The organism is Rossellomorea aquimaris (assembly GCF_020172085.1).
Classification (GTDB): domain Bacteria; phylum Bacillota; class Bacilli; order Bacillales; family Bacillaceae_B; genus Rossellomorea; species Rossellomorea aquimaris_E.
On the sequence record NZ_JAIVAT010000007.1, the window covers coordinates 310,628 to 335,438 of the forward strand.

The window sequence follows — 24,811 nt, forward strand, 5'->3', positions numbered from 1 at the left end:
TTAAACGTTGAGCGAAGGAGTGGTGCAACTTTTGTAGATGGATGTAGAACGATCGATATCCCGAGGGTTCCGGTTGATAAATGAAATGAACGGTCGATAAAATGAAAATAAGGTTGATAAATCCTGATAAAGGTTGATAACCTTTCTGAACACACAAAAAAAGCAACCGATCTAAGATCAGTTGCTTATCCCAATACCACTTCCACACCGAAATGGTCCGAAACGACAGGTTTATTCACTTCATTAAAGATAACCCTGGATGATTTTACCGGAATTTTTTCACTGGAGAGAATAAGATCGATACGAAGGTCGAGTTTGTTCTCATCCCAGCCTGCGATTTTTCCTTGAACGGTGATGCCTCTGTCTCTTTCTGCTGCGGTATCGAATGTGTCATGCAGCCCTTTGGAAAGAAGATAATCGTATCCTTCCCCACGGATCAGGGCGTTGTTGTTAAAATCGCCCATTAAGAAGAACGGGGATTCAGCCGTGACCTGCTCCATCAAGTTATCGACTTGAAACTGAAATGGCTCTTCATTGTCCGTCCACCAGCCGAGGTGGCAGGAGTAGAAGGTGAGGGGCTTTCCTTCATATGAAATCGTGGCCCCTACGATTTTACGGGTTTTCCAATAGGATTGGTCGTGACTTTTTGAGATGAAGAAGTGGTGGTCTTCCACAATCGGGTGCTTTGTTAATATGGCGACGCCTTCTTCATAAATGTCGTATCCGATATGAGCGAAGTCCCAGACGAGGGAGTAATCTGTCACACCCTGTTTCTCTAGTTCTCCAAGGAGGACTAGGGCAAAATTGTCTTTTTTGATCAGCCCCTGGACGGTTTCACTTTCGATCAGCTGACTGACTTCCTGAAGGGCGATGACATCATAGGATTTCTCCGCGATGTCATCGGCTAAGATCGAGATTTTTTCGTGTTGGTTGTCTTCCTGCCATGAGTGACAATTCAACGTGAGTAATTTCATAAATTAAGCTCCCAATAAATCTTGAATATCCGACTTGATGACGTCTGCCTTTGGACCATAGATCGCCTGAACGCCTTTGTCCTTAAGGATGAGTCCAAGTGCTCCATTACTCTTCCATTCTTGTTCTGTTCCGACGAGTGAGGTGTCTTTTACCGTCACGCGAAGGCGTGTCATGCAGGCATCTACGTCTACGATGTTTTCTTTTCCGCCAAGCATGGCAACGACTTTCGGAGCGATGGAATCGGCACTTACCGTACCGCCACCGGTTGACGCTTCATCCTCGATGTAGTTCCCGTTACGACCTGGTGTCGGGAAGTTGAACTTCTTGATCAGGAAGTTGGCAACCGCGAAGTTCAGGCCAAAGAATACGATACAGGCAATGACGAAGTTGACAAGGTCGACCCACAGACCTGCTTTGATGATCATCGGAACACGAGTCAGAAGCTCTATGGATCCGAATGAGTGAACGCGGATGTGTATGATATCCACAATCGCGAAGGCAAGTCCTGTCATGATGGCATACACCACATATAGAAGTGGGGCAGCGAACATGAACATGAATTCGATCGGCTCGGTTACACCTGTCAGGAATACGGCTAGACCGGCTGAGAAGAACATGGATTTATATTTTTTCTTCTTATCTTTATCCACATTTCTGTACATTGCGTACGCAATCCCGATCAGGGCAGCTGTGGATAAAATCATTTGACCGACTTTGAAACGGGCAGGTGTAACATCATTCAACAGCTGTTTATAACTTGCTGTGTCTCCTGCAGCCAGGAAGTTGTTTAAATCGGCGATCCAGGCAAGCCATAATGGGTCTTGACCGGCTACCGTCGATCCTGCGCTGGAACCTGTCAGAATCGTGTATGTTCCGCCAAGTTCTGTGTAGTTGATTGGAACCGTTAACATATGATGCAAACCGAATGGCAATAACAGTCGCTCTAATGCACCGAATACAAATGGTGCGACGATCGGTGCCGTGTTGCGGGACGTAGCGATCCATTGACCGAAGTCATTCAGTAATCCTTGGACAAATGGCCAAACAATCGACATGATGACGGCGATGATGATCGAGCCAACAATTACGACGAATGGTACGAAGCGTTTTCCATTAAAGAAGGAAAGGGCATCAGGTAATTTACTGTAGTTATAATATTTGTTAAAAAGATTGGCTCCGAGGAAACCGGAGATGATCCCGACGAATACACCCATGTTAAGGGCAGGTGCTCCCAGGACCGATGTGAAATACTCTGAAACGACGAGTGTTTGTCCGAAAAGGGAAGAGACCGTTGCTTCAGGATCCCCGAGCATATCTCCGCTTACTCCAAAAATAGCACCCGTGATCCGGTTGATCAAGATGAATGCGATCAGGGCGGCGAAGGCACCGCCTGCACGTTCTTTCGCCCATGAGCCACCGATGGCGACGGCGAATAGGATGTGAAGATTGGTGATGACTCCCCAACCAATGTCTTCCATTACTCTTGCAATCGTTTGCACTAATGTGATGTCTCCACCCATCATGGCAATCAACTTACCGAGGGAAATCATGATTCCTGCAGCTGGCATGACCGCCACGACCACAAGCAATGCTTTCCCGAACTTCTGCCAAAAATCAAATGACAATACATTCTTCATAAACCTGTTTCCTCCTTTAATATCAATCTATTGGACTATATTTCTTACATGCATGACATGTGTGCGTTTACATTTCAGTTTAAAATGAAATGTGTGTCGCTGTGTCTTCATTTAATGTGGCTATGTACATGAAGAGGATGCAATAAAAATGCAACCGTTTGCACTAACTAAACACATTTTATGATATCCCTTTCAAGAAAGCAACAAGAAATTATTATTTTAGTAAAATATTAGTACGAAGAGGGACGGACCTTGGTAGGAGAGGGTAGAGACTTGGGGGAGTGGAAAAGGAGTCTAGTTGTTTAGCAGTAGGTAGATAGGAATCTGTGCAGACAAGTTATTCACATGTGGATAAAACGGTAGGGAATTGAGGTGTGGATAGGTATCCGCTTCTTATTTGGGGATAAAAAAAGCACCCAATCTTCAAGATTGGATGCCCTACATATTATTTCAACAATCTCAGGCCGTTTAGAATAACCAGAATCGTACTACCCTCATGTCCGATGACTCCAAATGGGAGGTCGAGGATCTGAAGGAAGTTAGAGGCGATCAACAGCATGATGACCGTGATGGAAAACACGACGTTCTGCTGGACGATGCGCTTCATTTTTTTCGAAAGCTTGATGGCTTCGGCAATCCGGGTCAGGTCGTTTTTCATTAACACCACATCGGCTGTTTCCAAGGCGACATCCGTTCCTTCGCCCATGGCAATCCCAACGTTGGCCGTTGCTAGGGCAGGGGCGTCGTTGATGCCGTCTCCGACCATTCCGACCGTACCAAATTGGTGTTTCAGTTTCTTCAGTTCGTCTACTTTCGTTTCAGGGAGGCACTCCGCAATAAAGCTTGAGACCTTGGCTTCTTCTGCAATGGCACGGGCTGTCTTTTCATTGTCACCGGTCAGCATGATCGTCTCGACGCCTTCTTTTTCCAGGAGCTTCAAGGCTTCTATGGTTTCATTGCGGACCACGTCTTTTAACGCGATGAGAGCAACGATTTCATTCTCTTTTGCAACAAATACGGTCGTTTTTCCTTCTGCGGCAATTCGTCCGTATGCACCGTTCATAAACTGTTCTGCCAACAGTTTATCCACAAAATCTGCTTTCCCGATTTTCCATTCCGATCCGTCCATAAGGGCTTTGACTCCCCATCCGGATACATCTTCAAGAGAATCAGGCTGAGTCAGTTCCACGTTCAGCTCACGGGTGGCGTGACCGACGATGGCTTGCGCAAGTGGGTGATTCGATTGGTTTTCAATCGATGCCACGATGCTCAACACTTCTTCTTCACTCATATTGTTGGCGACCAGGATATCCGTCACAACGGGCTTACCTTTCGTTAATGTTCCTGTCTTATCAAAGGCAATCGCTTTGATGTTACTCAAGTTTTCGAGGTGGGCGCCACCCTTGAAAAGGATTCCGTGACGGGCACCGTTTGAGATGGCCGAAAGACTCGCCGGCATGATGGCTGCGACCAGGGCACATGGTGAAGCGACAACAAGGAGGACCATGGCCCGATAGAATGTTTCCGTCCAGCTCCATCCGAGAAGGAAGTGAGGGAGGAACATCATTAGGAATACAACGGCGAGCACGATTTTGACATAGGTTCCTTCAAAGCGTTCAATGAACTGCTGGGAAGGGGATTTTTCGCTTTGAGCCGATTGGACAAGGTCGATGATTTTTTGAAAAAGGGTTTCGCTGCTCGGTTTGGTCATTTCTACTGTGATGGCGCCGTTGATGTTGACCGTTCCCGCGAAGACTTCATCCCGTTGTCCTTTTGAAACAGGTACGGCTTCACCGGAAATTGCTGCTTCATCGATGGAAGTCGTTCCTCTTACGACGACTCCGTCGGTTGGTACCCGTTCACCTGGTTTGATGAGGATATGATCCCCGATTTCAAGGCTTGAAACATTGACTTTCTTTTCCCCTGAGCTTGTAACGAGCCATGCTTCTTCCGGCTGCAGCTGCATGAGTGCGGAGATTTCCTTCTGGCTTTTGTTCATCGTATACGTTTCAAGGGCACCGCTGACGGCGAAGATGAAGATGAGGATCGCCCCTTCCGTCCAGTACCCGATGATGGCGGATCCAACAGCGGCAAAGATCATCAGCATTTCCACATTCAGTTCTTTATTTTCGATGGTTTCCTCGATGCCTTCTTTTGCTTTGGCAAAACCGCCGATGGCAAAGGCAAGGAGGTAGAAGATGATGCTCATGCTCGAGTCATCATTTGATGTCAACCATCCGAGTAGTATAAACACACCGCTGATGAGGGCGGCGATCAATTCCGCATGAGGTTTTATTTTTTCAAGGAAGTGGATTTTATCATTCGTTGTCCCCATGGATAGTGCTTTGGATTGTGAGCTCATAGTGTGTTCCTCCTTTAATTAATTGAAAATGGGCGTTTCTCATTGAGAATAATAATCAACGTCATTACCCCTATAAAACGACGAAAGCTGCCACCAGTGAAAGGTGACAGCAAAACGGCACGTGCTCTTAGTTGATAATATATGAAATTTGTAATTTGTAATTATTATAATCTAATCCTACCACATGTATATGTGGATGGGAAGCTTTTTGTGCTAGTTATTCTGGGTTATTTCTCTACGCCTGCTTTGCAGCGAAAAGGCGAGTAAGCTCATAAAAATCACAAGCATCATGCTGGCGATCAAGTAGAAGAAGCTTGAGCCCTTGAGCCAGTCGATGGTGACTCCGCCGATGAACGGGCCGATCATGCTGCCGAAGCTGAAGAAGATTCCGCACATGATGTTTCCGGCAGGCAGTAATTCTTTCGGAAGAAGGTCGGTCATATAACTGATGCCGAGGGAAAACGTCGACCCGACGGCCATGCCGGCCAATGTGAAACAGATAAAAAGTCCGATGGTGGACCCGGCTACAATTCCGGCAGCCGAGAAGCAGAGAAATCCAATCATCATGACGATGAGGAGGATATTTTGTCTGCCATATTTATCGCTCAGAATGCCAAGGGGCACCTGTGAGATGATACTTCCCACGGCGAATGCAGGGAGAAGGATCGCTACGGCTTCAATGGAAAGACCGTTTCGTAGGGCAAAAACAGGGAAGTTTCCGTTTAAGGAAGCTTCCAGGAATCCATATCCGAGGGGAGGCAACAGGGCCACCCATGCATATTTGAGAACCTTCCCGAATCGTTGAAATGATCCCAGGAACGAAGCACTGCCGATGTTTTGCTCCTCAGGGTACTCATTTTGTAACTTAAAGACAAACATCCATACCGTGATACTTAATAATGAAGAAATGATGAACGGCAATGCCTGATGGATCGTGATGAGCTGAGTCATCATCGGTCCGACGGCGAATCCGATTCCAAAGGAAACTCCGTAAATGGATATGTTTCGTCCGCGATGCTCTTTCGGTGAAAACGACGTGATCCACGTCTGGGTAGAGAAATGGAGCATGTGATCACCGATTCCGATCAGAAGGCGGAGGATGAACCAGAACCAGAAGGATTTCCATACCGGGAACAATAAGAGTGATGCAGCGACGACAATGCCGCCTATGATGATCATCGGTTTGTATCCGATTTTCTGCAGGGGTCGTTCCATTAAAGGAGAAGCCAGCAGAATTCCGATGTAAAGGGCTGTTGCGTTTAATCCGTTCAGGGAGGAGGACAAGCCGTCCTGCTCGAATATGATGGCGATGAGGGGAAGGAGCATTCCTTGTGAAAAACCGGAAATGGCAACGATCCCAACAAGGACCTTGAAACGGAAGGATAATGTTTGATTCATTTGTCAGAACTCCCAATCGTAGTAAATATCTTCTTTGATGGTACCCTCAATTGCAATGTTTGGCAATACGGGATGAATAGAGTAAAATCAAAACATCTACTAACATATAAAGGAAGGAATGAAGAAAAAATGGAATATAAAATGCAAGAAGGCGGATTTTACACAGATTTAGGGTTTGGAAAACTGGAGGTATCGGGTAACGAAGAATATGGATTCCGTCCGTTCCAGCTGCTCGTATCATCCGTGGCCGTCTGCAGTGGAGGTGTACTTCGTAAAGTTCTGGAAAAGATGCGCATCCAATTCGACGACATCCACATCAAAGCCGACGTCACCCGCAACGAAGACGAAGCCAACCGCGTAGAAGCCATCTCCCTCCACTTCACGATCAAAGGGACGGACCTTGACGAAGCGAAAATCGAAAAAGCCATGAAGCTCACACGCAAAAACTGCTCCATGGTGCAATCTGTTCAAGACAGCATCAAGATTGAAGAAACGTTTGAATTGGTGGGGTAATGGAGTGTGAGGGACGGACCTATTCTTGAGAGTTGTAACAAGAGTGTTTCGGATTTGTAGAGGTCCGTCCCTCATAGATGGTGCACATCAAGTGAAATGTGTGGTGGATAAGGGACGGACCTCTAAATGGTGAGAAAAGAATAGTGGTTTCTACCGATTCAAAGGTCCGTCCCTCTCCAGAACGATCTCCTCTACAGCTCTTGGGGTTCGCTGCCAGGTTTTTCGTAGTAGAGGATGGTTTTGGGGATGAGTTTGAGAAGCAGATATTCCGGGTCGTCCGGGCTTGCGATCCAGTGCTTAAGCTTTTCGTTCCAGAATTTCGCTTTCAGTTCCGAAGAGTCTTCTACCGACGCTTCTGCCTCAATTTCTACATAATGTTCATGATCAGAGTCACGGTCATACCCGAGAAGGATATGCACATTAGGATTCTGTGCGATGTCTTCCGCCTTATGGGCATGTTCGTTGGTTGCCGTGTAGAGAGTAAGATCGTCATGATCGAACATCATAAAACGTGAGTACGGTTTGTTGTCACGGATGGTGGCAAGGGTGCCGATCTTATGATGGGAAAACAGTTCTACTATTTTATCTTTCAATGAATGTGCCATGAATGTCCCTCCAAATTGGGTTCTATCTATAATGTGTCTAATCAGGACGGTTTTAACCAAATTTCTGATAAAGGATGGATCGTTAACGTGAATAAAGTATTTACACTGCTTGTATTCGCAGGTGTCCCGGTTTCTGTGATCGGTTCCCTGCTTCATTGGCCAAGTGTCATCATGTTCGTCGTCTATTGTGTCACGATCATCGCACTGGCAGCCTTCATGGGAAGGGCGACGGAAAGCTTGGCCGTTGTATCGGGTCCCCGCATCGGCGGACTCTTAAATGCCACATTCGGTAATGCCGTTGAATTGATTATTTCCATCTTTGCGCTGAAAGCCGGTTTGATCGGGGTTGTATTGGCTTCCCTGACAGGGTCCGTCCTCGGGAATCTGCTTTTGGTCGCCGGACTTTCCTTCTTCGTCGGAGGGGTCAAGTTCAAGCGCCAGAAATTCAACGTGTTCGACGCCCGTCATAATTCTGGTCTTCTTATGTTTGCGATCATCGTCGCATTCGTCATTCCCGAAGTGTTCTCCATGGATATGAATGAAGGGAGAACGATGAGTCTTTCCATCGGGATCTCAATCATTTTGATTCTCCTTTATTTATTCGCCCTATTCTTCAAACTCGTCACTCATCGCGGTGTGTATCAGAATCAGAGTGAAGGTGGAGATGGTGCCCACGGTCATGACGAGGAACCTGAATGGAGCAAGGTGAAAGCGTTACTTATCCTCGCTGCATCGACCCTCGCCGTTGCGTATGTATCTGAACGACTCGTCCATACCTTTGAAGAAGTAGGGGAAGCGTTCGGTTGGAGCGAACTCTTCATTGGGGTCATCATCGTCGCCATCGTCGGAAATGCGGCTGAGCATGCTTCAGCGGTCATTATGGCGTATAAAAATAAGATGGATGTCGCAGTGGAAATTGCTGTCGGCTCCACCTTACAGGTCGCGATGTTTGTGGCACCTGTGCTGGTCCTGGCTTCGTTATGTTTCGAAAAAAGCATGTCACTCGTGTTTACGTTACCTGAACTCGTGGCCATGGTATCCGCCGTCTTACTCACGGTGATCATTTCAAATGATGGGGAAACCAACTGGTTTGAAGGTTTGACCTTGCTTGCCGCTTACTTCATCATGGGAATCGGTTTTTATTTACTGTAATCCAAAAAAGCCCCGGCAGTTTCCCTGCCGGGGCTTTTTCTATTGCAAGGAAATTATTTTGTGAGAACCGCCTACCCATTTCTGAATAAGATACCAAGAGAGTTTCTGTGCAAAGGAATGAGTAGCGTGAAAAAAAAGAAAAAACCGACGAACGGTAAAGTCATCGATTGCAAAATTGATTTACCTCCTAGAGGATGTCAAGGGATTTTTCCCTTTAAAGGGTGTAAAAATCCAACCATACAATTAGACGATATCGGTATCATCAGCTGTAAAGGCATCATCAGTGGAAGAGTGTTGTGTGATTTTCAGCCCCTTCAAGGTGTGACGGTCACTTTGACATCTTCGCCTATGGGTCTTTTGGTCTTTGATGATCTGACACCGGTCACCGACAGCACGGGTCGTTTTTCAACGAAGGTGACCGTTGCACCCGGGACTCCGATTACACCAAATGTCGAAGTTACAGCTACGGCTGTCGTCATTGGAAAGACCATCAGTGATTCCATTTATGTAAGAGTGGACTGTATCAAATGTAAAAATCCTGACCTCTCGTTAGATCCCATTCCTTGTCCTGTTGGCTGTAAAGGAACAAAGATCAGGGGTAGGTTATTGTGCGATGGGCTTGCAATCGGAAATGCAGCCATCACCTTCATCATTGACTCCGATTCCAACCGAGTCGTCATCACTCCTAATCCTGCCATAACACAGAGTGATGGAAGATACACGGCAACTCTGGTTCCGTTTCCTGATGTGAATGAAACCATTCGCATTACAGCTGTGACAAAAATCGGAGGAAAAAAGGTGTGCTCGGAAACGAGGGAAGTGGTGGTGCGCTGTGTGAAATGTAAGAATCCAGCCATCAAGCTAAAGAAGCTGAAAAAAATTGACTGCCACGCCACCGTATCAGGCAAAGTCACCTGTGATGGTGTTCCCCTGGCACATATACCGGTCACACTGACGGGTTCACCCATCCTGACGTTCCAAACACCGCATCCAATAACGGATGAGGACGGAAGATTTTCCTCTGTTGTCACTGTGAAAAAAGGAACTCCGTTTCAAACGGCTTCCTATACAGCAACAGCGGAAATTGAAGGCAAAACAATCAGTGACAGTGATACCGTAATAGCAGGGTGTAAAAAGTGTCGAAAGCCGAAGTTAACGCTTGAAGTTCCGTGTGAGACCGTAACCTGTGAAGGAGCAAAACTGTTCGGAAGGCTGACATGCGATGGCAAACCCATTCAGCGTGCCAGGATATCGTTTACCGTCATCTCCTCGACACCTGATGGAGTGGAGGTGGATCCAAATCCGGCATTCACCGATGAAGATGGAAGGTATGTCACCATGATCAGACCGCAACTCGGGGTCCAGGAAACCATCTTAATCAAAGCGAAGGCAACGGTTGAAGGGGAACAGGTTGTAGCGTCTGGAGAGGTCGCGATTGATTGTCGTTGTAAACATCCGAAGATTGATATCCAGAAAATAAAAAAACTTAATTGTAAAGGGATCATTGCAGGTTATCTCTCCTGTGAAGGAGTTCCACTGGCGAATCAGGAAGTCACTCTTTCAAGTCCAGTGATCACGTTCAAGCCTGATATCGTGGTTACAGATGAGAATGGCGAATTCTCGACCCTCGCCTTTGTACCTCCAAATACACCATTTAAGGAGGTACCATTTACAGCAACAGCCATGGTAGATGGAATAGCGGTTTCTGAAATGGTATTCATTCTGGCCGGTTGTCGCATATGTGAGAAGCCGGAGCTGACCCTCTGCATACCAGATTGCATCGAATGCTGTGGTGCACCCATTACGGGGAAATTCACCTGTAATGGAAAGGCGGTTGCCGGTGTAGACATCAAGCTGAAGATTACACCTGATGTTGGTACCATAACCCCCGATGGGATGAAAACAAATAACAATGGAGAGTATGAAGCAAAGCTGATCCCTCATTCTCATGTATCGGAAGAAGCTGAAATCCGGGCGACGGCAGAAATCAAAGGAATGGAAATGGCAACAGAAATGAAAAAGGTTAAGATTCGTTGCACATGTCTGCACCCGACGGTCAAACTCGATAAAATAGACAGAATTGATTGCTGTGGAAAAGTGAAGGGGGAAGTGTCGTGTGACGGTATGCCCCTTGCCGATGTTGAGGTTGTCTTGAACAGTCCCATTCTTCAGTTTTCGAAAAGGGTTGTAAAAACAGATGGAAACGGCAGGTTTTTGAGTGAAGCTTCAGTACCTCCGAATACAATCTTTCAAGACGTCCCTTATTTCGCGAGTGCTTTAGTGGAAGGCACGATGATTTCAGATAAGGCATTTGTCTGGGCCGGATGCGAAATTTGCAGGAAACCTGAATTGACCCTATGTGCGCCTGATATGGTGGAATGCGATGGAGCATGTATAACCGGTAAAGTAATATGCGATGAATCTCCCCTTGAGAATGTAGAAGTGTTTTTTGAAGTACTAGAAGAACAGTTAAAACAAATTATCAAGCCCAACCCTGCTATGACAGGAAAAGACGGGGAATATTCAACAGAGATAAACCCTAAGCAAGGGATGAATGAAAGTATTACCGTCAGAGCATTCATCTTATGGGAAGGAAAGAAGATTGTTTCAAAGCCATATTGCATCAATCTAAATTGTTTATGTGATGAATAAAAAAGCAGTGGAATCCATTTATGGATTCCACTGCTTTTTTAGGGAATGTAGGAATGATTGAAAACGTCAGTATGCTTTGTAGGAGAAGCCTAACGTTTTCTCTTCATTCATTAGTATAAAGTAAAATTAGAATTTTGTAAATATTCTTTCAAATAAAGTTTTTTGGATAAGGTGATGGTTCTAGGAAAAACTAACGGCAAACCCTTAAGCTAAGATTGAAAGGAGTCAAATTGATGAAAATAATGCGCACTGTTCTTATGGTCATTCTCGCATTTTTTGTTGCAACAACAGGCATACATGCTGAAAGCAGCTCTAAAAAGTCCAATGAAAAACCAAAAGCAGCGGAGAAAGCTCCGCAAGTTAGAGAAGATACCAGCATAAAGATCCCTAATTCAGTTCTAAATATCGCTAAGGAGAATACGTATCCCAATTCCACACAGGATCAGCCGTATCTTCAACCGAGCGAATGGTCTCAGGAACTGATCGAAACCTCCAATGTGAGAATCGAAAATCCAAACCTGATCCGCATGTTAAACGAGTCCACAGTTAATAAAGCACCGACGATCGGACTTCGCGCCACAATCTATCTCGGGGAATGGCCGTTGAATTATGCTTCAACGGAAACATCTCCGAACTGGGAGTATCAAAAAGTGAATACAAATTATTTTGATAACCGTGGAGGAAAAAACAATTATCAGATTCACTACGTCCAGGAAGCACAAAAGGTCGTTAAGGGTGGACTCACGGCGAAGGTTCCCCATGCCGATGATGTGGAAAAAATGATGCTCATCAGGGCCATGGATAAATCCAAGCTGCCCCTCGCATTCCAGACCATTGTAGGAGCAGGGACAAAGAAGGACCAAGTGTATAACATCTCACCTAAACGACTTGGTTACCTGTATGCATATGCTCCTGCTATCAACGAAAAAGGGAAAGTAACCTACGGGGAAGTATACCTCGTCATGAAAGGAACCAAACGCTCCATCGTCGTAAAAAACGTTACGTCTCAAGGAGTCGGAGCCTGGATTCCGGTTCAGGATCACGTTCACTTCGGATTCATGGCAAGCGAAACACCAAGATAATGTTTAAAGAAGAGTGAAATCGGGTAAACCCTTATTTCACTCTTTTATTATTTTCTTTAATATGTTATAATAATTAGAATATTCAGAATTGAAGGAGGGGAGTAATATCATGGAGTATCTTCTAATCTTTGGAGGTCTGCTAGTGGCATTCATCACTCTGCGCGTATGGTTCGGAGCCAGAAGAGCCAAAATCTATGCCGAAATCAAAAAACAAAAATACACCGTCATGGATCCGGCACTCGATAAACTCGTTCAAACCAACGACCGCAAACCCATCGGATAAAAAGCACATCGGATAAATATCCGTTGTGTTTTTTTTTTTGAAATAGATGAGGGTTCTATGAGGGACGGACCTTGGTTTTGGAGGTAGGAATTGCGCTGTATAAGGGTTTATTGGGTGATTTAGAGGGACGGACCTATAGAGGGGAATCTGAGGTAGCAGCTGGGTGTTCACAATTTGGCACAATACATCAGTGAAGTGGACCGTATTTTGTTAAAAGTGGCCCATTAAATAAGGAAAGTGGCCCAATTTTGATAGAAACCTTTACGACCCCTTAATTCCTTTGGACACATTTGTACTTAAAACAGTACACTAGAACCATAAATACAGAGGGATTTTGGAGGGCTGTTCCATGTCGAAAAAGATTGAAGCCTTAGAAGAAGTAAAAAGAAATTATGTCCGGATGGCTTTAGAGAGTGGGAATTACTCATCTATTTCTCGAAATGCTGGAATTTCAAGGTCCACTTTGACAAGGTGGATCAAGGAATATGAGGATGAAGTACGTATTCAAATGGAAGATCCATCTTCGGCTGTCCTATCCACTGAGCCTTCTAAAGAAGAACTAAAAGCAAAATATGAACAAGCTATGAAACTGCTTGGCGAAAAAGAACTTGAAGTTGCGATGCTTAGAAACTTATTAAAAAAAACCCAATACCGGCCATAAGCGTTTTAGAAGAGATTCGAGTATGGGCAAGGGAGGGGTTTCATATTACTAAGCTGACAGAGGTCACAGGGACAAACAGATCCCTGTATTATTACCATAATGCGATTGAGGAACCAGTTGAAATGGTAGAGAAAAGGGGCCGCCCAATTCCAGGGTATTCAATGACCAATTCAGGAGATTTCATCCCAGATGAGCAAATTGAAGAATTCTTGATGGAGGCCATTGAGGGAGACGGTGCCACGTATGGTATAAAGAATCTCACCCAATTATTAAAAGATGAACATGACCTTCAAATTAATCATAAAAAGGTAGCTAGGTTGTGCAAAGAACTAGGAATTCTACTTCCACAACGACAGGGAAATCCTAAATACCCTAAACGGCTTGTCCGGAACCGTATTATAACTGCCCCTAATCAACTTTGGCAGCTTGATATTAAGTATGGAAACATCGTTGGAAGCAGAAGATTTTTCTTTGTCGCATGTGCAATTGATGTCTTCGATCGCTCCATCGTTGGATATTACAGAGGACCAAGGTGTACAGCCAAAGACATAACTGGAATGCTTAATGAAGCCATTATTAGACGACAGTTACAGGTTATTGATGACTCTAATGGACGACATTGCATTGTGGTAAGAACAGATAATGGTCCGCAATTTATCAGTAATCTATTCGGGGAGTTTTGTGAGAAAAACAACGTTTTTCATGAACGGATTCCTCCGAGATCACCAAACTACAATGCCTATATCGAATCCTTTTTTTAGTATTTTGGAACGAGATTTATTCAGGCGATACGAATTTACCTATTTTGAAGAAGCATATTACGAAATTGATGAGTTTATGGAATTCTATAACCACCGTAGATATCACGGGAGCCTTGGAAGAATGTCACCCGTGAAGTTTTATGAGAAATACAAAGATAGTGGTTTTCCTGAAGAAATGGCTTTAAGCCTTTAAAATGAAGGTTTTTCCTTCTTCACTAAAGCGAGGAAGGAAAAACAAAATGAAAAACTAAGAACAATTAAGACCCATGGAGTAAACGTTAGGAATTAGGGGGTCAAACCGAAACCGGCCCAAAAAGCCCCAAAAGCGGCCCAATTCATTCATAAAGAAGTACCCAACCCCCCCATACCAGAACCCAATATCATAAAAAAGCCCAAATCCATAACAGATTTGAGCTCTCGACGTCATTATTAACGGGAAATCTTTGCTTCACGCTTCGAAAAGTCTACATCCTGATAATACATCGACTTCACAAGTACGTTCGGACCCAGGCAGCGGGCCATTGGACAGTGACAGTTCAGTTCTTTCGCGAGTGGCTGCCCTTTCCACTTATCAAAAATTTCAGGCAGCGTATCTGTCGTAATATTACCGAGTGGCGGCGTGTCACCGAAGTCGGTCACGATGACATCTCCTGTAAAGATGTTCACGTTCAGACGGGAACGGCCATCGGGATCATTCCGGACGCTCACATTTCTAGCACTGTAAAGTTCCTTCAGGAAATCCAGGTCTTCCTGTGAAGAGCTGCATGGATAGAAGGGCAGTGTACCGAATAACATCCACACATTTTCATCACGGAACGCAAGAATATTCCGGATTGCTTCACGAGTTTCTTCTAATGAAAGAGTCTCAAGGCTTGAAGCAAAATCAGACGGATACATTGGATGGATTTCATGGCGTCCGCACTTCATTTCATCGACAACCTGGCGATGGATCTTCTCGAGGTACGGCAGAGTGTTTTTATTTAACATGGTTTCCGCTGAAACGAGCACCCCGCGTTCAGATAGGGCTCGGCTGTTTTCAATCATGCGGTCAAACAGCTTCTGACGTTGCTCCCTCGTCGGTTTTCGTTCCATATTGGCGAATCCGACATCGATAAATTCGTCGATGGTTCCCCAGTTATGGGAGATGTGGAGGACGTCCAAATATGGTGCAATCATTAAATAGCGATCCAGATCCAGGGTCAGATTCGAATTAATCTGAGTATGTACGCCCCTGGAATGAGCATACTTCAGTAAAGGTAAGACATAATTTTCAACGGATTTCTTTGACATCATCGGCTCTCCGCCGGTAATACTAAGAGAACGAAGTGTTTTGATGTCATCCAATTTTCCGAGGATCAGTTCAATGGGAAGGGCACTCGGGTCCTTCGGTGACAAAGTGTATCCGACGGCGCAGTGCTCACATCTCATATTGCAGAGCGTGGTAGTGGTGAATTCGATATTGGAAAGCGTAATATCTCCGTGCTCATCCACATCTAAGTAAGCCTCCCAAGGATCATGATCAATCGACATTTTCTTGGAGAGAGTGTCAGTTTTCATTCGTAAAAGCTCCTTTATGATTCAGTCATCTATCCATTATTGAGAAAGGGTCAGCCCTTGTCAATCGGAAAGTTATTGGTTACCATAGTAAACGTATTGAAAGGAGAGAGAACTCTTGGGTAAAGCTATCAACGATAAAGACTCACAAGTGAGCTATCTGAAACAACGCCTGAACCTTTTCGTCGACGTTCTGGATTCAATCGACCCTGAACAAGCGGACATTGAGGATATCGATCGCCTGATCGCCATGATCGATGACATAGAAGTAAAATGCGAACAATTTAAGAAGAATGAATAGGAGTCCTTTGTAGGGCTCTTTTTTTTGAGGGACGGACCTTGGTGGAAAGGTGTTGCGGATTTTGTTGTTTTTTGCAGAACGGTCGGTATCTGAGTGATTTCGGTTGATAAATTGAAATGAAAGGTTGATAAATTGAAAATAAGGTCGATAAAATGAAAATACGGTTGATATCCAAAAACAACGGCCGATAAATCCCCCAACCTCCGATAACCCCGACTCTCCATTCTATGCACTCCCCAAGACAAGCATGCACAAGCAGGATTTCCACAACAACATGTCTAACTTTAATACAAAACCAACTATTAAAGGAGCGACACCCCATGATCATCACACCCATCGAAAAACACCAAAGCGAGCAGGCAAAAAACGTGATCCTCTCAGGTTTCCTCGAGCGGTTCGGATTCATCGATCATACCCTGAACCCCGATATCCATGACATAACACTTGAGTATGACGGCATGCAGCATCATTTTTTTGTAGGAAAAGAGATGGACGAAATCATCTGTACCGGTGCAATCCGTAAAGAATCAGATCACACCTATCAAATTGTCCGGATGTCTGTGCTTTCCTCCTATAGAAAACGAGGTATCGGCCGTATCATGCTTCAGCATTTGGAGAAAAAAGCCCACTCCCTTGGCGCAAGAAGGCTCATCCTTGAAACGAATAAGCAATGGGCGGACGCCATTCAATTTTATAAAAATAACGGGTTTACATATATAGAAGAGGACGAGGTTTCGTGTTATTTCGAGAAGGAAATTCCCGTGTGAAATCCCTTTCAATCTCAATCTTATAGGAGTATAATGATGTATGAAAATTAAGACGGTTGAGGGGGAGAACGATGAATAAAGAGACATTACAGCAAAGCATGTACGACTTGATTGTGGAAACGTCCACGAACCTGCCGAAGGATGTCAGACGCGCGATTCGCTCGGCGAAAGCCCGTGAGAATGCAGGAACGCGTGCGGCGATGAGCCTTGATACCATTTCGAATAACGTGAAAATGGCGGATGACAATGTATCTCCGATTTGTCAGGATACAGGTCTTCCTACTTTTAAAATAAAAACACCGGTCGGCGTCAATCAGCTTGAAATCAAAGAAGCGATTTATGCGGCCATGGTACAGGCGACAAAGGACGGAAAGCTTCGTCCAAACTCTGTTGATTCTTTAACTGGGGCAAACTCAGGGGACAATCTTGGTCTTGGGACTCCTGTTATCAAATTTGAGCAGTGGGAAAAGGATTATATCGATGCCCGCCTGATCTTAAAGGGCGGCGGTTGTGAAAATAAAAACATTCAGTACAGCCTTCCGTGTGAGCTTGAAGGACTTGGTCGTGCAGGGCGTGACCTCGACGGGATCCGCAAATGCGTGATGCATTCGGTTTATCAGGCTCAGGGGCAAGGCTGCAGCGCTGGTTTCATCGGAGTTGGAATCGGTGGAGATCGTTCTTCCGGTTACGACTTAGCAAAAGAACAACTATTCCGTTCTGTTGAAGATGTGAATCCAAACGAAGATCTTCGTAAACTGGAAGAGTACGTGATGGACAATGCGAACGAGCTTGGCATCGGTACAATGGGATTCGGCGGGGAAACAACGCTTCTTGGGTGTAAAGTTGGCGTAATGAACCGCATACCTGCAAGCTTCTTCGTATCTGTTGCGTATAACTGCTGGGCCTTCCGACGTCTAGGCGTGAAGCTGGATGTGGAGTCAGGCGGCATCGACGAGTGGTTCTATCAGGAAGGTGACAAAATCGACCTGACTCAAGGAGCAGTGGCCGAGCTTGAAACGGCAGCGGCAAGTTCAGGGGAACAGCCAAATGTGGTCGTTCTTGAAGCACCGATAACGGAAGAGAAAATCCGTGAGCTGAAAGTGGGAGACGTAGTTAAAATCAACGGGCGCATGTACACAGGCCGTGACGCGATCCATAAGCATCTAAGCGAAAACGACGCACCAGTAGACTTGGCTGGTCAAATCATCTATCACTGTGGCCCGGTTATGCTGAAAGACGATGAAGGCAACTGGCATGTGAAGGCAGCAGGCCCGACAACATCCATTCGTGAGGAACCTTATCAAGGGGACATCATGAAGCGCTTCGGTATTCGTGCTGTGATCGGGAAAGGCGGAATGGGTCCTAAAACCCTTGCTGCTTTGAAAGATCACGGTGGAGTGTACTTAAATGCCATCGGTGGCGCAGCTCAATATTATGCAGACTGCATCAAAGGTGTAGACGGAGTGGATCTGATGCAATTTGGTATTCCAGAAGCAATGTGGCATCTGAATGTAGAAGGATTTACGGCCGTTGTGACGATGGATTCTCACGGAAACAGCCTTCATGAAGAAGTTGATAAATCTTCCTTGGAAAAACTGGCACAGTTTAAGGAAAAGGTATTCAAATAAGAAATTGGTACCACCTCGTACAGGCTGCGAGGTGGTTTTTCTTATGGGTAATTATGTTAATATAAGTGAAGAAATGAAACTTGAAAGGACGTTCATCCGTATATGATACAATCAAAAGCTGGAGGAATTAGTATGATCTTGAACAAACTATTTGGCATGTTGATTCTGACTTTGATGATTTTGTTGACCGGGTGTGCCACCAATCCTGAAAAAGAAGCGGATATTACTTCCATCGAGGATGTGAACCTGGATACTTTAAAGGAGAATAGCGGAACCTATGTAGGAGATAACTCGAAAGTTCAGGCGATCCTACAAAAACTGCCTGGTGGTGAAACAATTAAGGAAATCGACCTTTCCGGTGAAATGGTCAAGGTGACCTACGGCTTTGAGAAAGAAGGGAAGCTGTCAGAAAGCGATGTGAATGAGTACTGGTTCGACGGGACTAATGTCAACCGGAAAAACTTCTACTACAACGCCATTTACCTGACGCTCCTCGTCCCCAACGCGAAAGAATATCACTTCACCGTCGATGAATCCATGGTATCGGTCTCCAGGGACAAAATGGTAGCAGGCCTTTCCAAGCAATTCAGCGACTTTCCAAAAGGAGAAGACATCTGGGACAAAAAAGCCGTCTCCACCTTCATCAAAGATCACGAAGGCAAACTGACCGAAATGGCGACGAAGTATCAAACGTTTTTTGAATAGAGGGACGGACCTCTGGGTTGGGCGGAGTTGGAGCTGTAACAACCGTTAGGAGTTTCGCAATAAGTTGGAATGTGCCGCGACAACCGTTAAAAGTACAGCAATAAATTGGGAAAGTGCCGCAACAATCGTCAAAAGTGCCGCAACAAAACCTGAAACTGCCGCAACAAAGCCCAAAAACACACCATTCAACATATGCCTCGGTCCCGAATCAAAGCATAATCACCGCATGAACCCATTTATGGATACTATTAGTACACATGAATCCTTCCGCTTCTCAAAAACTAAAGGAAACGGAAGCGAAAGAAGGGTTCAACTTTGCGAAAATCACTAAAAGTGTTGATTATAGCGGCAATCTTAGTATTGCTCATACCGGCCGAGGCTTATGCAGTATCGAATAATCCGATCGGCTGGGGATTCAAGAAAAGTCAAAATGAAGAACAGCCAGAAGCGGGAGCAGCGTATGACCAGCTCCTTGAGAAGTACGATGCTTTCTATAAAGGATCACCGGATAAAAAAGTACTCTACGTCACATTCGACAACGGATATGAAAATGGCTATACCGAAAAAATCCTCGATGTCTTGAAGCAGGAAAAAGTACCGGCTACATTCTTTGTAACGGGCCACTATTTGCTCAGTGCAGAAGATCTCGTCAAACGGATGGTGAAAGAAGGACATATTGTCGGAAACCATTCCTGGCATCACCCTGACTTTACGGCAAGCTCCGATCAGAAGATCCGGGAAGAGCTTGAAAAAGTGAAAGTAAAAACGAAAGAATTGACCGGGCAGAAAGAAATGAAGTACCTGCGTCCGCCAAGGGGCGTTTTTTCTGAACGCACGCTTCAAATTGCAAAAGAGGAAGGCTATACCCACGTATTTTGGTCACTGGCTTTCATTGACTGGAAGACCGATCAGCAAAGAGGATGGAAATATTCCTATGACAACATCATGGCCCAGGCTCATCCAGGTGCCATCATCCTGCTGCACTCCGTCTCCAAAGACAACGCAGACGCCCTAGAAAAAGCCATTCAGGACCTCAAAAAACGGGGCTACACCTTCAAAAGCCTCGACGAGCATCCGATGATGAAATAAGAGGGACGGACCTTCATTCCTAGGACCTGGTCCTAGGAAATGAGGTCCGTCCCTAAAATGAATACCTTTTCGATTAAGGGATGGACCTTTTAAAGGTCCGTCCCTCTTCTGTTCCTTCGGCTATGTGCTATAATACACATACAAGTTTTGTACGGAAGGGTGAGGGTTATGGCAGTGAGGAATGTGAAGATTGAGGGTCCGTATGATTTTGATCGGGTGCTGGAGAGGCTGGCTCTGGATCCGTTGAATGCGGTGGAACAGGAGGACCGAAGTGTGAAGGTCCCTTATTATCTCCCTGATGGGAAGGGTGAGGTCATTGAGGTTAAGGCAAAAGGCACAACGGACGAGCCTGAGTTCAGCATCACCTTTGAAAACGACGAGAATCTCGAACAGAAGCATCAACGCATTTCCGATCTCTTTCAATGGCAAACCGGTCTCCACGACATGCATGCACATTTTCTGAAGACCGATCTGAAGCCGATTTTCGAAGAACATGTGGGAACTCCGATCATCCTAGAGTTCGATCCGTTCGCTACCATCATCAAAAGCATCATCCACCAGCAGCTGAACCTGAAATTCGCCTTCACCCTCACCCATCGTTTTGTCACCAAATACGGTTGGGAAAAGGACGGAGTATGGTTTTATCCCTCTCCTGAAAAAGTAGCGAAACTAACGGTGGAAGAACTACGGGAACTTCAATTCAGCCAGCGTAAAGCGGAGTATGTGATCGGAATCGGGCAGAAGGTGTCTAGCGGTGAACTGGACTTAAGTCAACTGGCCGTTCAACCTGACGAAGAAGTCATCAAAGAACTGACCAAAATCCGCGGGATCGGCCCATGGACGGCCCAAAGCTTCCTGCTATTTGGACTCGGCCGACCGAATTTATTCCCAAAAGCGGATATCGGCATCCAAAACGCCATCAAGAAACTATTTCAGATGGAGCAGAAACCAACGATGGACGAGCTGGATGAACTGAGCGCATCCTGGCATCCTTATTTAAGCTATGCATCACTGTATTTATGGAGAAGTATCGAATAGAACGGACGTGAACCAATGAAAAAACAATACGCAAAAAAGCCACAAAATAAAGAAGTGAAAATCGAGCTGAAACAACAGTTTCCTCTGACTATAAAAAAAATCGGCATCAACGGGGAGGGAGTCGGTTTCTTCAAGCGCAAGATCGTCTTCGTTCCGGGAGCTCTCACAGGTGAAGAAGTGGTCGTCGAAGTGACCAAGGTCCATCCGAAATTCACCGAAGCCCGTATCAAAAAAAACCGGAAGAAGTCACCACAGCGCACGAAAGCCCCATGCCCGGTCTATGAGCAATGTGGAGGCTGCCAGCTTCAGCATCTGTCCTATGAAGGCCAGCTAGACGCGAAACGTGATATCCTCCTTCAATCCCTTGAGCGTCACACAAAGCTCAAGCTTGAAGACATGGACATCCGTCCGACGATCGGCATGGACACCCCGTGGCACTACCGAAACAAAAGTCAGTTCCAAGTGGGGACTCAAAATGGCAAGGCCATCGCAGGCTTGTACAGTATGAACTCCAACAAGCTCATCGACATCGACGAGTGTATCGTCCAACACCCGCTCACGAATAAAGTGACCACGGAAATCAAGCGGATCATCAACGATTTCAACATCCCAGTTTTTGATGATAACAAGAAAAAGCCGATCCTGAAAACGATCGTCACACGTGTCGGTTTTGAAACTGGGGAAGTTCAGGTTGTGCTCGTCACATCAGAAAAGAAAATTCCACGCAAGGAACTGCTGATCAATGAAATCCAGAAGCGTCTTCCTGAAGTCGTTTCCATCGCACAAAACATTAATCCGAAGAAAACGGCTCTTGTATTCGGAGATGAAACAATCCACTTGTCAGGAAAGGAAAGCATTGAAGAGCGTCTGGAAGAGTTCACGTACGAACTCTCAGCCCGCGCATTCTTCCAGTTGAACCCGATTCAGACAAGCAAGCTGTATAACGAAGCAAAAAAAGCAGCGGCACTCACAGGTGAAGAAAAAGTCGTCGATGCCTACTGTGGTGTCGGTACCATCGGCCTGTGGCTCGCGGACGGGGCGAAAGAAATCCGCGGCATGGACGTCATCAAGGAAGGAATCGATAACGCAAAGAAGAATGCAGAGAAATTCGGAGTCGGACATGCCGAATACTTCGTCGGCGGCGCTGAAACCCTTATGCCAAAATGGAAAAACGAAGGCTGGCGTCCCGATGTCATCGTGGTGGACCCGCCGAGGACCGGTTGTGACAATAAGCTTCTTGATACGTTGAAAGAAGTGAAACCGAAGACGTTTGTTTATGTATCGTGCAATCCATCGACTCTTGCGAAAGACATTGATTATTTGAAGAAGCAGTACCGGGTGGAATACTTACAGCCGGTAGATATGTTCCCGCAGACTGCGCATGTGGAGGTTGTAGCAAAGCTGGTTCTTAAATAAAAAACTTTACATTCTTTTTTTAATGGGTATCCCTCAATCATCGAGGGATACCCATTTTAGCTCTTGCCAACACACCCTCCAAGCAGATGTCTGTTCAAAAACGGATTCTTCTATTAACATTTCCCTTGAACAACCACAAGGAGGCAAAAACATGAACAGCAAATACAAAGAGTTATTATCTCCCTATACATTTAAAAACGGTGTGGAATTAAAGAACCGCATCATCATGGCACCGATGACGAACTTTTCATCGGATGAGAAGGGCAATGTCACGGATGCGGAGGTTGCCTACTATGAGCGACGTTCAAAAGATGTCAGCATGGTGATCACGGCCTGTACTTATGTAACAGCTGATGGAAAAGGGTTCCCTGGTGAGTTTGGAGGGGATACGGATGAAATGATCCCAAGCCTTGAACGATTGGCCAAAGGTATAAAAGCTCAGGGGGCAAAAGCGGTTCTCCAGATTTTCCATGGGGGTGTACAATGCCCACCAGATCTGGTTCCTGACGGAGATGTGGTGAGTGCGAGTGATGTCGTGGGTGAAAACGGAGAGCAAAAAGCAAGAGCATTATCAGAAGCAGAAATCGAAAATATCATCGAAGCGTTCGGTGAGACGACCCGCCGCGCGATTGAAGCAGGCTATGATGGCGTGGAGATTCACGGAGCGAATGGGTATTTGATTCATCAGTTCTTCTCACCGATGACGAACCAACGTACAGATCGTTTCGGAGGCAGCCTGGAAAATCGCATGACTTTCCCGCTTGCCGTCGTGGATAAAGTGAAAAGCGTGGTCGCTGAGCATGCCGACCCATCTTTCTTAGTAGGTTACCGTTTCTCACCGGAGGAGCCTGAAGACAACGGGTTCACAATGGGTGATACTCTAACTCTCGTGGATGCCCTTGCAAATAAGGACCTGGATTACCTTCATGTATCCCTGTTCGACTTCTTCTCGAAGCCAAGAAAAGATGTGGAGGATCTTGAGAAAGCAAGAATCGACTATCTGTTGGAAACAATCGGCGACCGCACACCACTAATCGGGGTAGGTTCGATTTATTCTGCGGATGATGCCGTAAAAGCATTCGGTTCAGGTGTTCCTTTACTCGCTCTCGGACGTGAACTGATCATCGATCCTGATTGGCTGAAGAAGATCAAAGAAGGAAAAGAAGATGAAATTGTGACGGAGATTGATAAAGGAAAACAGGAGGAACTGGTCGTTCCTGATCCGTTATGGAATGCGATTATGAGCGCTCCGGGCTGGTTCCCTGGAGTATAAGATTTAACCTTTGAAAGAAAATGGCGTGCCATCCGACACGTCATTTTCTTTTTTTTTATTGAATCGACGGTAACTTTATGAAATCCGCACAAAACAGATTACAAAATGTCAATTATAATTGACATTTTGTAATCTGAATAATAGTATATATATGGAAGGAGATGAATTTCCTTGAAGAATAAACGGATGAAGATAGCCCGCGTTGAATCTGATGTATCTCAAGAACAATTGGCAAGGATTGTTGGAGTGACTAGGCAAACCATTAATTTAATCGAAGCCGGCAAATACAACCCTAGTCTGAAGCTATGTGTTGATATTAGTAAAGCACTGAATAAGACGTTAAATGATTTATTCTGGGAGGAATGAAGAATGAGTGTTGAAAAAATTGTGAAAGAAATAAAATGGACCATTTTTGTATCGTTGCTTGTCAGCATGGCCCTTTTAGTCACGTGGTTCATTTTCGAAATATCGGATATTCCATTCGCCAACAAATCCCTCTTAGCCCTTTCCCTCATTCCTTTTAGCGCAGCCCTGGCTTCTTTCCTCAAACTATTGAAAATAAAAAAGGATCTCAATGTTCTTGTGTCCGAGACCGATGAACGAGTGGTAGCAGAGAAAAATGAAGCCGATGCCAAAGCCCTTAAGTTACTTCAAGGGGTTTTGTTTCTATCGTATTTGGGATACTCATTTATCATTCCGGAGGATATCTTCGAATCAATCGGGTGGTGGATTACGCTGGGTATTCTGCTTTTATCCTTGTTCGCTCCATTGATGTTTCGACATATCACGAAAGAAACGTAAGAGGATCAGATGTTATTCCTTATGGTCGTGGAAGTAAATACATGAAGAGAGGTGGAGGTAAAAATGGCCAATGGAATGTTTTTACTCATTATTGTATTAACCACAGTCATTATTTTAAGAAGAAGAAAGAAATAGATTTTCAAAAAAAGGCTGGGACA

At 45.3% G+C, this 24,811-nt stretch carries 25 protein-coding genes; 18 read left to right on the forward strand and 7 right to left on the reverse strand.

All coding sequences use genetic code 11. The annotated features are described in order from the left end of the window. Nucleotides 1-185: 185 nt before the first annotated feature. From LCL96_RS14085 to LCL96_RS14100, 4 genes are all read right to left on the reverse strand, one after another. On the reverse strand, nucleotides 186-974 hold the full coding sequence (locus tag LCL96_RS14085; protein ID WP_224942082.1) for an endonuclease/exonuclease/phosphatase family protein: 789 nt from the start codon (nucleotides 972-974) through the stop codon (nucleotides 186-188). A gap of 3 nt (nucleotides 975-977) precedes the next feature. After that, entirely contained in the window at nucleotides 978-2,612 is a 1,635-nt protein-coding gene (locus tag LCL96_RS14090; protein ID WP_224942083.1) for a PTS transporter subunit IIBC, read from the reverse strand. Nucleotides 2,613-3,057: 445 nt separating this feature from the next. Next, nucleotides 3,058-4,974, reverse strand: a complete 1,917-nt coding sequence (locus tag LCL96_RS14095) for a heavy metal translocating P-type ATPase (protein ID WP_318246431.1) — start codon at nucleotides 4,972-4,974, stop codon at nucleotides 3,058-3,060. A gap of 213 nt (nucleotides 4,975-5,187) precedes the next feature. Continuing rightward, nucleotides 5,188-6,372 (reverse strand): MFS transporter, encoded by a 1,185-nt coding sequence (locus tag LCL96_RS14100; protein WP_224942084.1) that lies wholly within the window; start codon nucleotides 6,370-6,372, stop codon nucleotides 5,188-5,190. A 129-nt stretch (nucleotides 6,373-6,501) separates the two neighbouring features. Between LCL96_RS14100 and LCL96_RS14105 the strand changes: the two genes are divergently transcribed. Continuing rightward, nucleotides 6,502-6,885, forward strand: coding sequence for an OsmC family protein (locus LCL96_RS14105; RefSeq protein WP_224942085.1), 384 nt, complete (start codon nucleotides 6,502-6,504; stop codon nucleotides 6,883-6,885). Nucleotides 6,886-7,076: 191 nt separating this feature from the next. Here the strand turns inward: LCL96_RS14105 and LCL96_RS14110 are convergent, their stop codons facing one another. Continuing rightward, nucleotides 7,077-7,490 carry a pyridoxamine 5'-phosphate oxidase family protein gene (locus LCL96_RS14110; protein WP_224942086.1) on the reverse strand — a complete coding sequence of 138 codons (414 nt, stop codon included), beginning with the start codon at nucleotides 7,488-7,490 and terminating at the stop codon, nucleotides 7,077-7,079. 87 nt (nucleotides 7,491-7,577) lie between these two features. Here LCL96_RS14110 and cax point away from each other — a divergent pair, with 87 nt between their 5' ends. The 7 genes from cax to LCL96_RS23715 all read left to right on the forward strand — a co-directional run bounded on the left by cax (nucleotide 7,578) and on the right by LCL96_RS23715 (nucleotide 14,274). Beyond that, nucleotides 7,578-8,642, forward strand: coding sequence for a calcium/proton exchanger (cax, locus tag LCL96_RS14115; RefSeq protein WP_224942087.1), 1,065 nt, complete (start codon nucleotides 7,578-7,580; stop codon nucleotides 8,640-8,642). Between the two features lie 126 nt (nucleotides 8,643-8,768). Beyond that, complete coding sequence (locus LCL96_RS14120; RefSeq protein WP_224942088.1) at nucleotides 8,769-11,294, forward strand: hypothetical protein; 2,526 nt, start codon at nucleotides 8,769-8,771, stop codon at nucleotides 11,292-11,294. A 233-nt stretch (nucleotides 11,295-11,527) separates the two neighbouring features. Then, complete coding sequence (locus LCL96_RS14125) at nucleotides 11,528-12,376, forward strand: YfkD famly protein (protein ID WP_224942089.1); 849 nt, start codon at nucleotides 11,528-11,530, stop codon at nucleotides 12,374-12,376. A 109-nt stretch (nucleotides 12,377-12,485) separates the two neighbouring features. Next, complete coding sequence (locus LCL96_RS14130; protein ID WP_224942090.1) at nucleotides 12,486-12,659, forward strand: hypothetical protein; 174 nt, start codon at nucleotides 12,486-12,488, stop codon at nucleotides 12,657-12,659. Nucleotides 12,660-13,008: 349 nt separating this feature from the next. Further along, nucleotides 13,009-13,320: a helix-turn-helix domain-containing protein gene (locus LCL96_RS14135; RefSeq protein WP_224942091.1), complete on the forward strand. Its 312-nt coding sequence runs from the start codon at nucleotides 13,009-13,011 to the stop codon at nucleotides 13,318-13,320. Nucleotides 13,321-13,442: 122 nt separating this feature from the next. Then, nucleotides 13,443-14,081 (forward strand): DDE-type integrase/transposase/recombinase, encoded by a 639-nt coding sequence (locus tag LCL96_RS14140; RefSeq protein WP_224942092.1) that lies wholly within the window; start codon nucleotides 13,443-13,445, stop codon nucleotides 14,079-14,081. After that, the gene (locus LCL96_RS23715) at nucleotides 14,056-14,274 is read left to right on the forward strand and encodes an IS3 family transposase (RefSeq protein ID WP_224942093.1); all 219 of its coding nucleotides are present in this window, start codon (nucleotides 14,056-14,058) and stop codon (nucleotides 14,272-14,274) included. Before LCL96_RS14140 ends, LCL96_RS23715 begins: the two co-directional genes overlap by 26 nt. A gap of 236 nt (nucleotides 14,275-14,510) precedes the next feature. On the opposite strand, the gene yfkAB is transcribed toward LCL96_RS23715, so the two are convergent. Continuing rightward, on the reverse strand, nucleotides 14,511-15,638 hold the full coding sequence (gene yfkAB / locus LCL96_RS14150; RefSeq protein WP_224942094.1) for a radical SAM/CxCxxxxC motif protein YfkAB: 1,128 nt from the start codon (nucleotides 15,636-15,638) through the stop codon (nucleotides 14,511-14,513). A 115-nt stretch (nucleotides 15,639-15,753) separates the two neighbouring features. Here yfkAB and LCL96_RS14155 point away from each other — a divergent pair, with 115 nt between their 5' ends. The 4 genes from LCL96_RS14155 to LCL96_RS14170 all read left to right on the forward strand — a co-directional run bounded on the left by LCL96_RS14155 (nucleotide 15,754) and on the right by LCL96_RS14170 (nucleotide 19,036). After that, the gene (locus LCL96_RS14155) at nucleotides 15,754-15,936 is read left to right on the forward strand and encodes an SE1561 family protein (protein ID WP_169212263.1); all 183 of its coding nucleotides are present in this window, start codon (nucleotides 15,754-15,756) and stop codon (nucleotides 15,934-15,936) included. Nucleotides 15,937-16,256: 320 nt separating this feature from the next. Then, nucleotides 16,257-16,703, forward strand: a complete 447-nt coding sequence (locus LCL96_RS14160) for a GNAT family N-acetyltransferase (RefSeq protein WP_224942095.1) — start codon at nucleotides 16,257-16,259, stop codon at nucleotides 16,701-16,703. A 71-nt stretch (nucleotides 16,704-16,774) separates the two neighbouring features. Then, on the forward strand, nucleotides 16,775-18,331 hold the full coding sequence (locus tag LCL96_RS14165) for a fumarate hydratase (protein ID WP_224942096.1): 1,557 nt from the start codon (nucleotides 16,775-16,777) through the stop codon (nucleotides 18,329-18,331). 132 nt (nucleotides 18,332-18,463) lie between these two features. Next, complete coding sequence (locus LCL96_RS14170; protein ID WP_224942097.1) at nucleotides 18,464-19,036, forward strand: DUF4825 domain-containing protein; 573 nt, start codon at nucleotides 18,464-18,466, stop codon at nucleotides 19,034-19,036. A 45-nt stretch (nucleotides 19,037-19,081) separates the two neighbouring features. On the opposite strand, the gene LCL96_RS14175 is transcribed toward LCL96_RS14170, so the two are convergent. Next, the gene (locus LCL96_RS14175; protein ID WP_224942098.1) at nucleotides 19,082-19,228 is read right to left on the reverse strand and encodes a hypothetical protein; all 147 of its coding nucleotides are present in this window, start codon (nucleotides 19,226-19,228) and stop codon (nucleotides 19,082-19,084) included. A gap of 123 nt (nucleotides 19,229-19,351) precedes the next feature. On the opposite strand from LCL96_RS14175, the gene pdaA reads away from it, so the two are divergent. The 6 genes from pdaA to LCL96_RS14205 all read left to right on the forward strand — a co-directional run bounded on the left by pdaA (nucleotide 19,352) and on the right by LCL96_RS14205 (nucleotide 24,653). After that, nucleotides 19,352-20,125 carry a delta-lactam-biosynthetic de-N-acetylase gene (gene pdaA / locus LCL96_RS14180; RefSeq protein WP_224942099.1) on the forward strand — a complete coding sequence of 258 codons (774 nt, stop codon included), beginning with the start codon at nucleotides 19,352-19,354 and terminating at the stop codon, nucleotides 20,123-20,125. Between the two features lie 168 nt (nucleotides 20,126-20,293). After that, entirely contained in the window at nucleotides 20,294-21,163 is an 870-nt protein-coding gene (locus LCL96_RS14185; RefSeq protein WP_224942100.1) for a DNA-3-methyladenine glycosylase family protein, read from the forward strand. A 15-nt stretch (nucleotides 21,164-21,178) separates the two neighbouring features. Further along, the gene (rlmD, locus tag LCL96_RS14190; protein ID WP_224942101.1) at nucleotides 21,179-22,579 is read left to right on the forward strand and encodes a 23S rRNA (uracil(1939)-C(5))-methyltransferase RlmD; all 1,401 of its coding nucleotides are present in this window, start codon (nucleotides 21,179-21,181) and stop codon (nucleotides 22,577-22,579) included. A 151-nt stretch (nucleotides 22,580-22,730) separates the two neighbouring features. Beyond that, nucleotides 22,731-23,852 (forward strand): NADH-dependent flavin oxidoreductase, encoded by a 1,122-nt coding sequence (locus tag LCL96_RS14195; RefSeq protein WP_224942102.1) that lies wholly within the window; start codon nucleotides 22,731-22,733, stop codon nucleotides 23,850-23,852. Nucleotides 23,853-24,023: 171 nt separating this feature from the next. Then, nucleotides 24,024-24,218, forward strand: coding sequence for a helix-turn-helix transcriptional regulator (locus tag LCL96_RS14200; protein WP_224942103.1), 195 nt, complete (start codon nucleotides 24,024-24,026; stop codon nucleotides 24,216-24,218). A 3-nt stretch (nucleotides 24,219-24,221) separates the two neighbouring features. After that, nucleotides 24,222-24,653 (forward strand): hypothetical protein, encoded by a 432-nt coding sequence (locus LCL96_RS14205; protein ID WP_224942104.1) that lies wholly within the window; start codon nucleotides 24,222-24,224, stop codon nucleotides 24,651-24,653. Nucleotides 24,654-24,811: the final 158 nt, after the last annotated feature.

What these genes read in the sequence shown, in the direction of transcription:
- LCL96_RS14085 (WP_224942082.1), bottom strand. Translation starts at nt 974, where the DNA reads ATGAAATTACTCACGTTGAATTGTCACTCATGGCAGGAAGACAACCAA.
- LCL96_RS14090 (WP_224942083.1), bottom strand. Translation starts at nt 2,612, where the DNA reads ATGAAGAATGTATTGTCATTTGATTTTTGGCAGAAGTTCGGGAAAGCA.
- LCL96_RS14095 (WP_318246431.1), bottom strand. Translation starts at nt 4,974, where the DNA reads ATGAGCTCACAATCCAAAGCACTATCCATGGGGACAACGAATGATAAA.
- LCL96_RS14100 (WP_224942084.1), bottom strand. Translation starts at nt 6,372, where the DNA reads ATGAATCAAACATTATCCTTCCGTTTCAAGGTCCTTGTTGGGATCGTT.
- LCL96_RS14105 (WP_224942085.1), top strand. Translation starts at nt 6,502, where the DNA reads ATGGAATATAAAATGCAAGAAGGCGGATTTTACACAGATTTAGGGTTT.
- LCL96_RS14110 (WP_224942086.1), bottom strand. Translation starts at nt 7,490, where the DNA reads ATGGCACATTCATTGAAAGATAAAATAGTAGAACTGTTTTCCCATCAT.
- LCL96_RS14125 (WP_224942089.1), top strand. Translation starts at nt 11,528, where the DNA reads ATGAAAATAATGCGCACTGTTCTTATGGTCATTCTCGCATTTTTTGTT.
- LCL96_RS14130 (WP_224942090.1), top strand. Translation starts at nt 12,486, where the DNA reads ATGGAGTATCTTCTAATCTTTGGAGGTCTGCTAGTGGCATTCATCACT.
- LCL96_RS14135 (WP_224942091.1), top strand. Translation starts at nt 13,009, where the DNA reads ATGTCGAAAAAGATTGAAGCCTTAGAAGAAGTAAAAAGAAATTATGTC.
- LCL96_RS14140 (WP_224942092.1), top strand. Translation starts at nt 13,443, where the DNA reads ATGGTAGAGAAAAGGGGCCGCCCAATTCCAGGGTATTCAATGACCAAT.
- LCL96_RS23715 (WP_224942093.1), top strand. Translation starts at nt 14,056, where the DNA reads ATGCCTATATCGAATCCTTTTTTTAGTATTTTGGAACGAGATTTATTC.
- yfkAB (WP_224942094.1), bottom strand. Translation starts at nt 15,638, where the DNA reads ATGAAAACTGACACTCTCTCCAAGAAAATGTCGATTGATCATGATCCT.
- LCL96_RS14160 (WP_224942095.1), top strand. Translation starts at nt 16,257, where the DNA reads ATGATCATCACACCCATCGAAAAACACCAAAGCGAGCAGGCAAAAAAC.
- LCL96_RS14165 (WP_224942096.1), top strand. Translation starts at nt 16,775, where the DNA reads ATGAATAAAGAGACATTACAGCAAAGCATGTACGACTTGATTGTGGAA.
- LCL96_RS14170 (WP_224942097.1), top strand. Translation starts at nt 18,464, where the DNA reads ATGATCTTGAACAAACTATTTGGCATGTTGATTCTGACTTTGATGATT.
- LCL96_RS14175 (WP_224942098.1), bottom strand. Translation starts at nt 19,228, where the DNA reads ATGTTGAATGGTGTGTTTTTGGGCTTTGTTGCGGCAGTTTCAGGTTTT.
- LCL96_RS14185 (WP_224942100.1), top strand. Translation starts at nt 20,294, where the DNA reads ATGGCAGTGAGGAATGTGAAGATTGAGGGTCCGTATGATTTTGATCGG.
- rlmD (WP_224942101.1), top strand. Translation starts at nt 21,179, where the DNA reads ATGAAAAAACAATACGCAAAAAAGCCACAAAATAAAGAAGTGAAAATC.
- LCL96_RS14195 (WP_224942102.1), top strand. Translation starts at nt 22,731, where the DNA reads ATGAACAGCAAATACAAAGAGTTATTATCTCCCTATACATTTAAAAAC.
- LCL96_RS14205 (WP_224942104.1), top strand. Translation starts at nt 24,222, where the DNA reads ATGAGTGTTGAAAAAATTGTGAAAGAAATAAAATGGACCATTTTTGTA.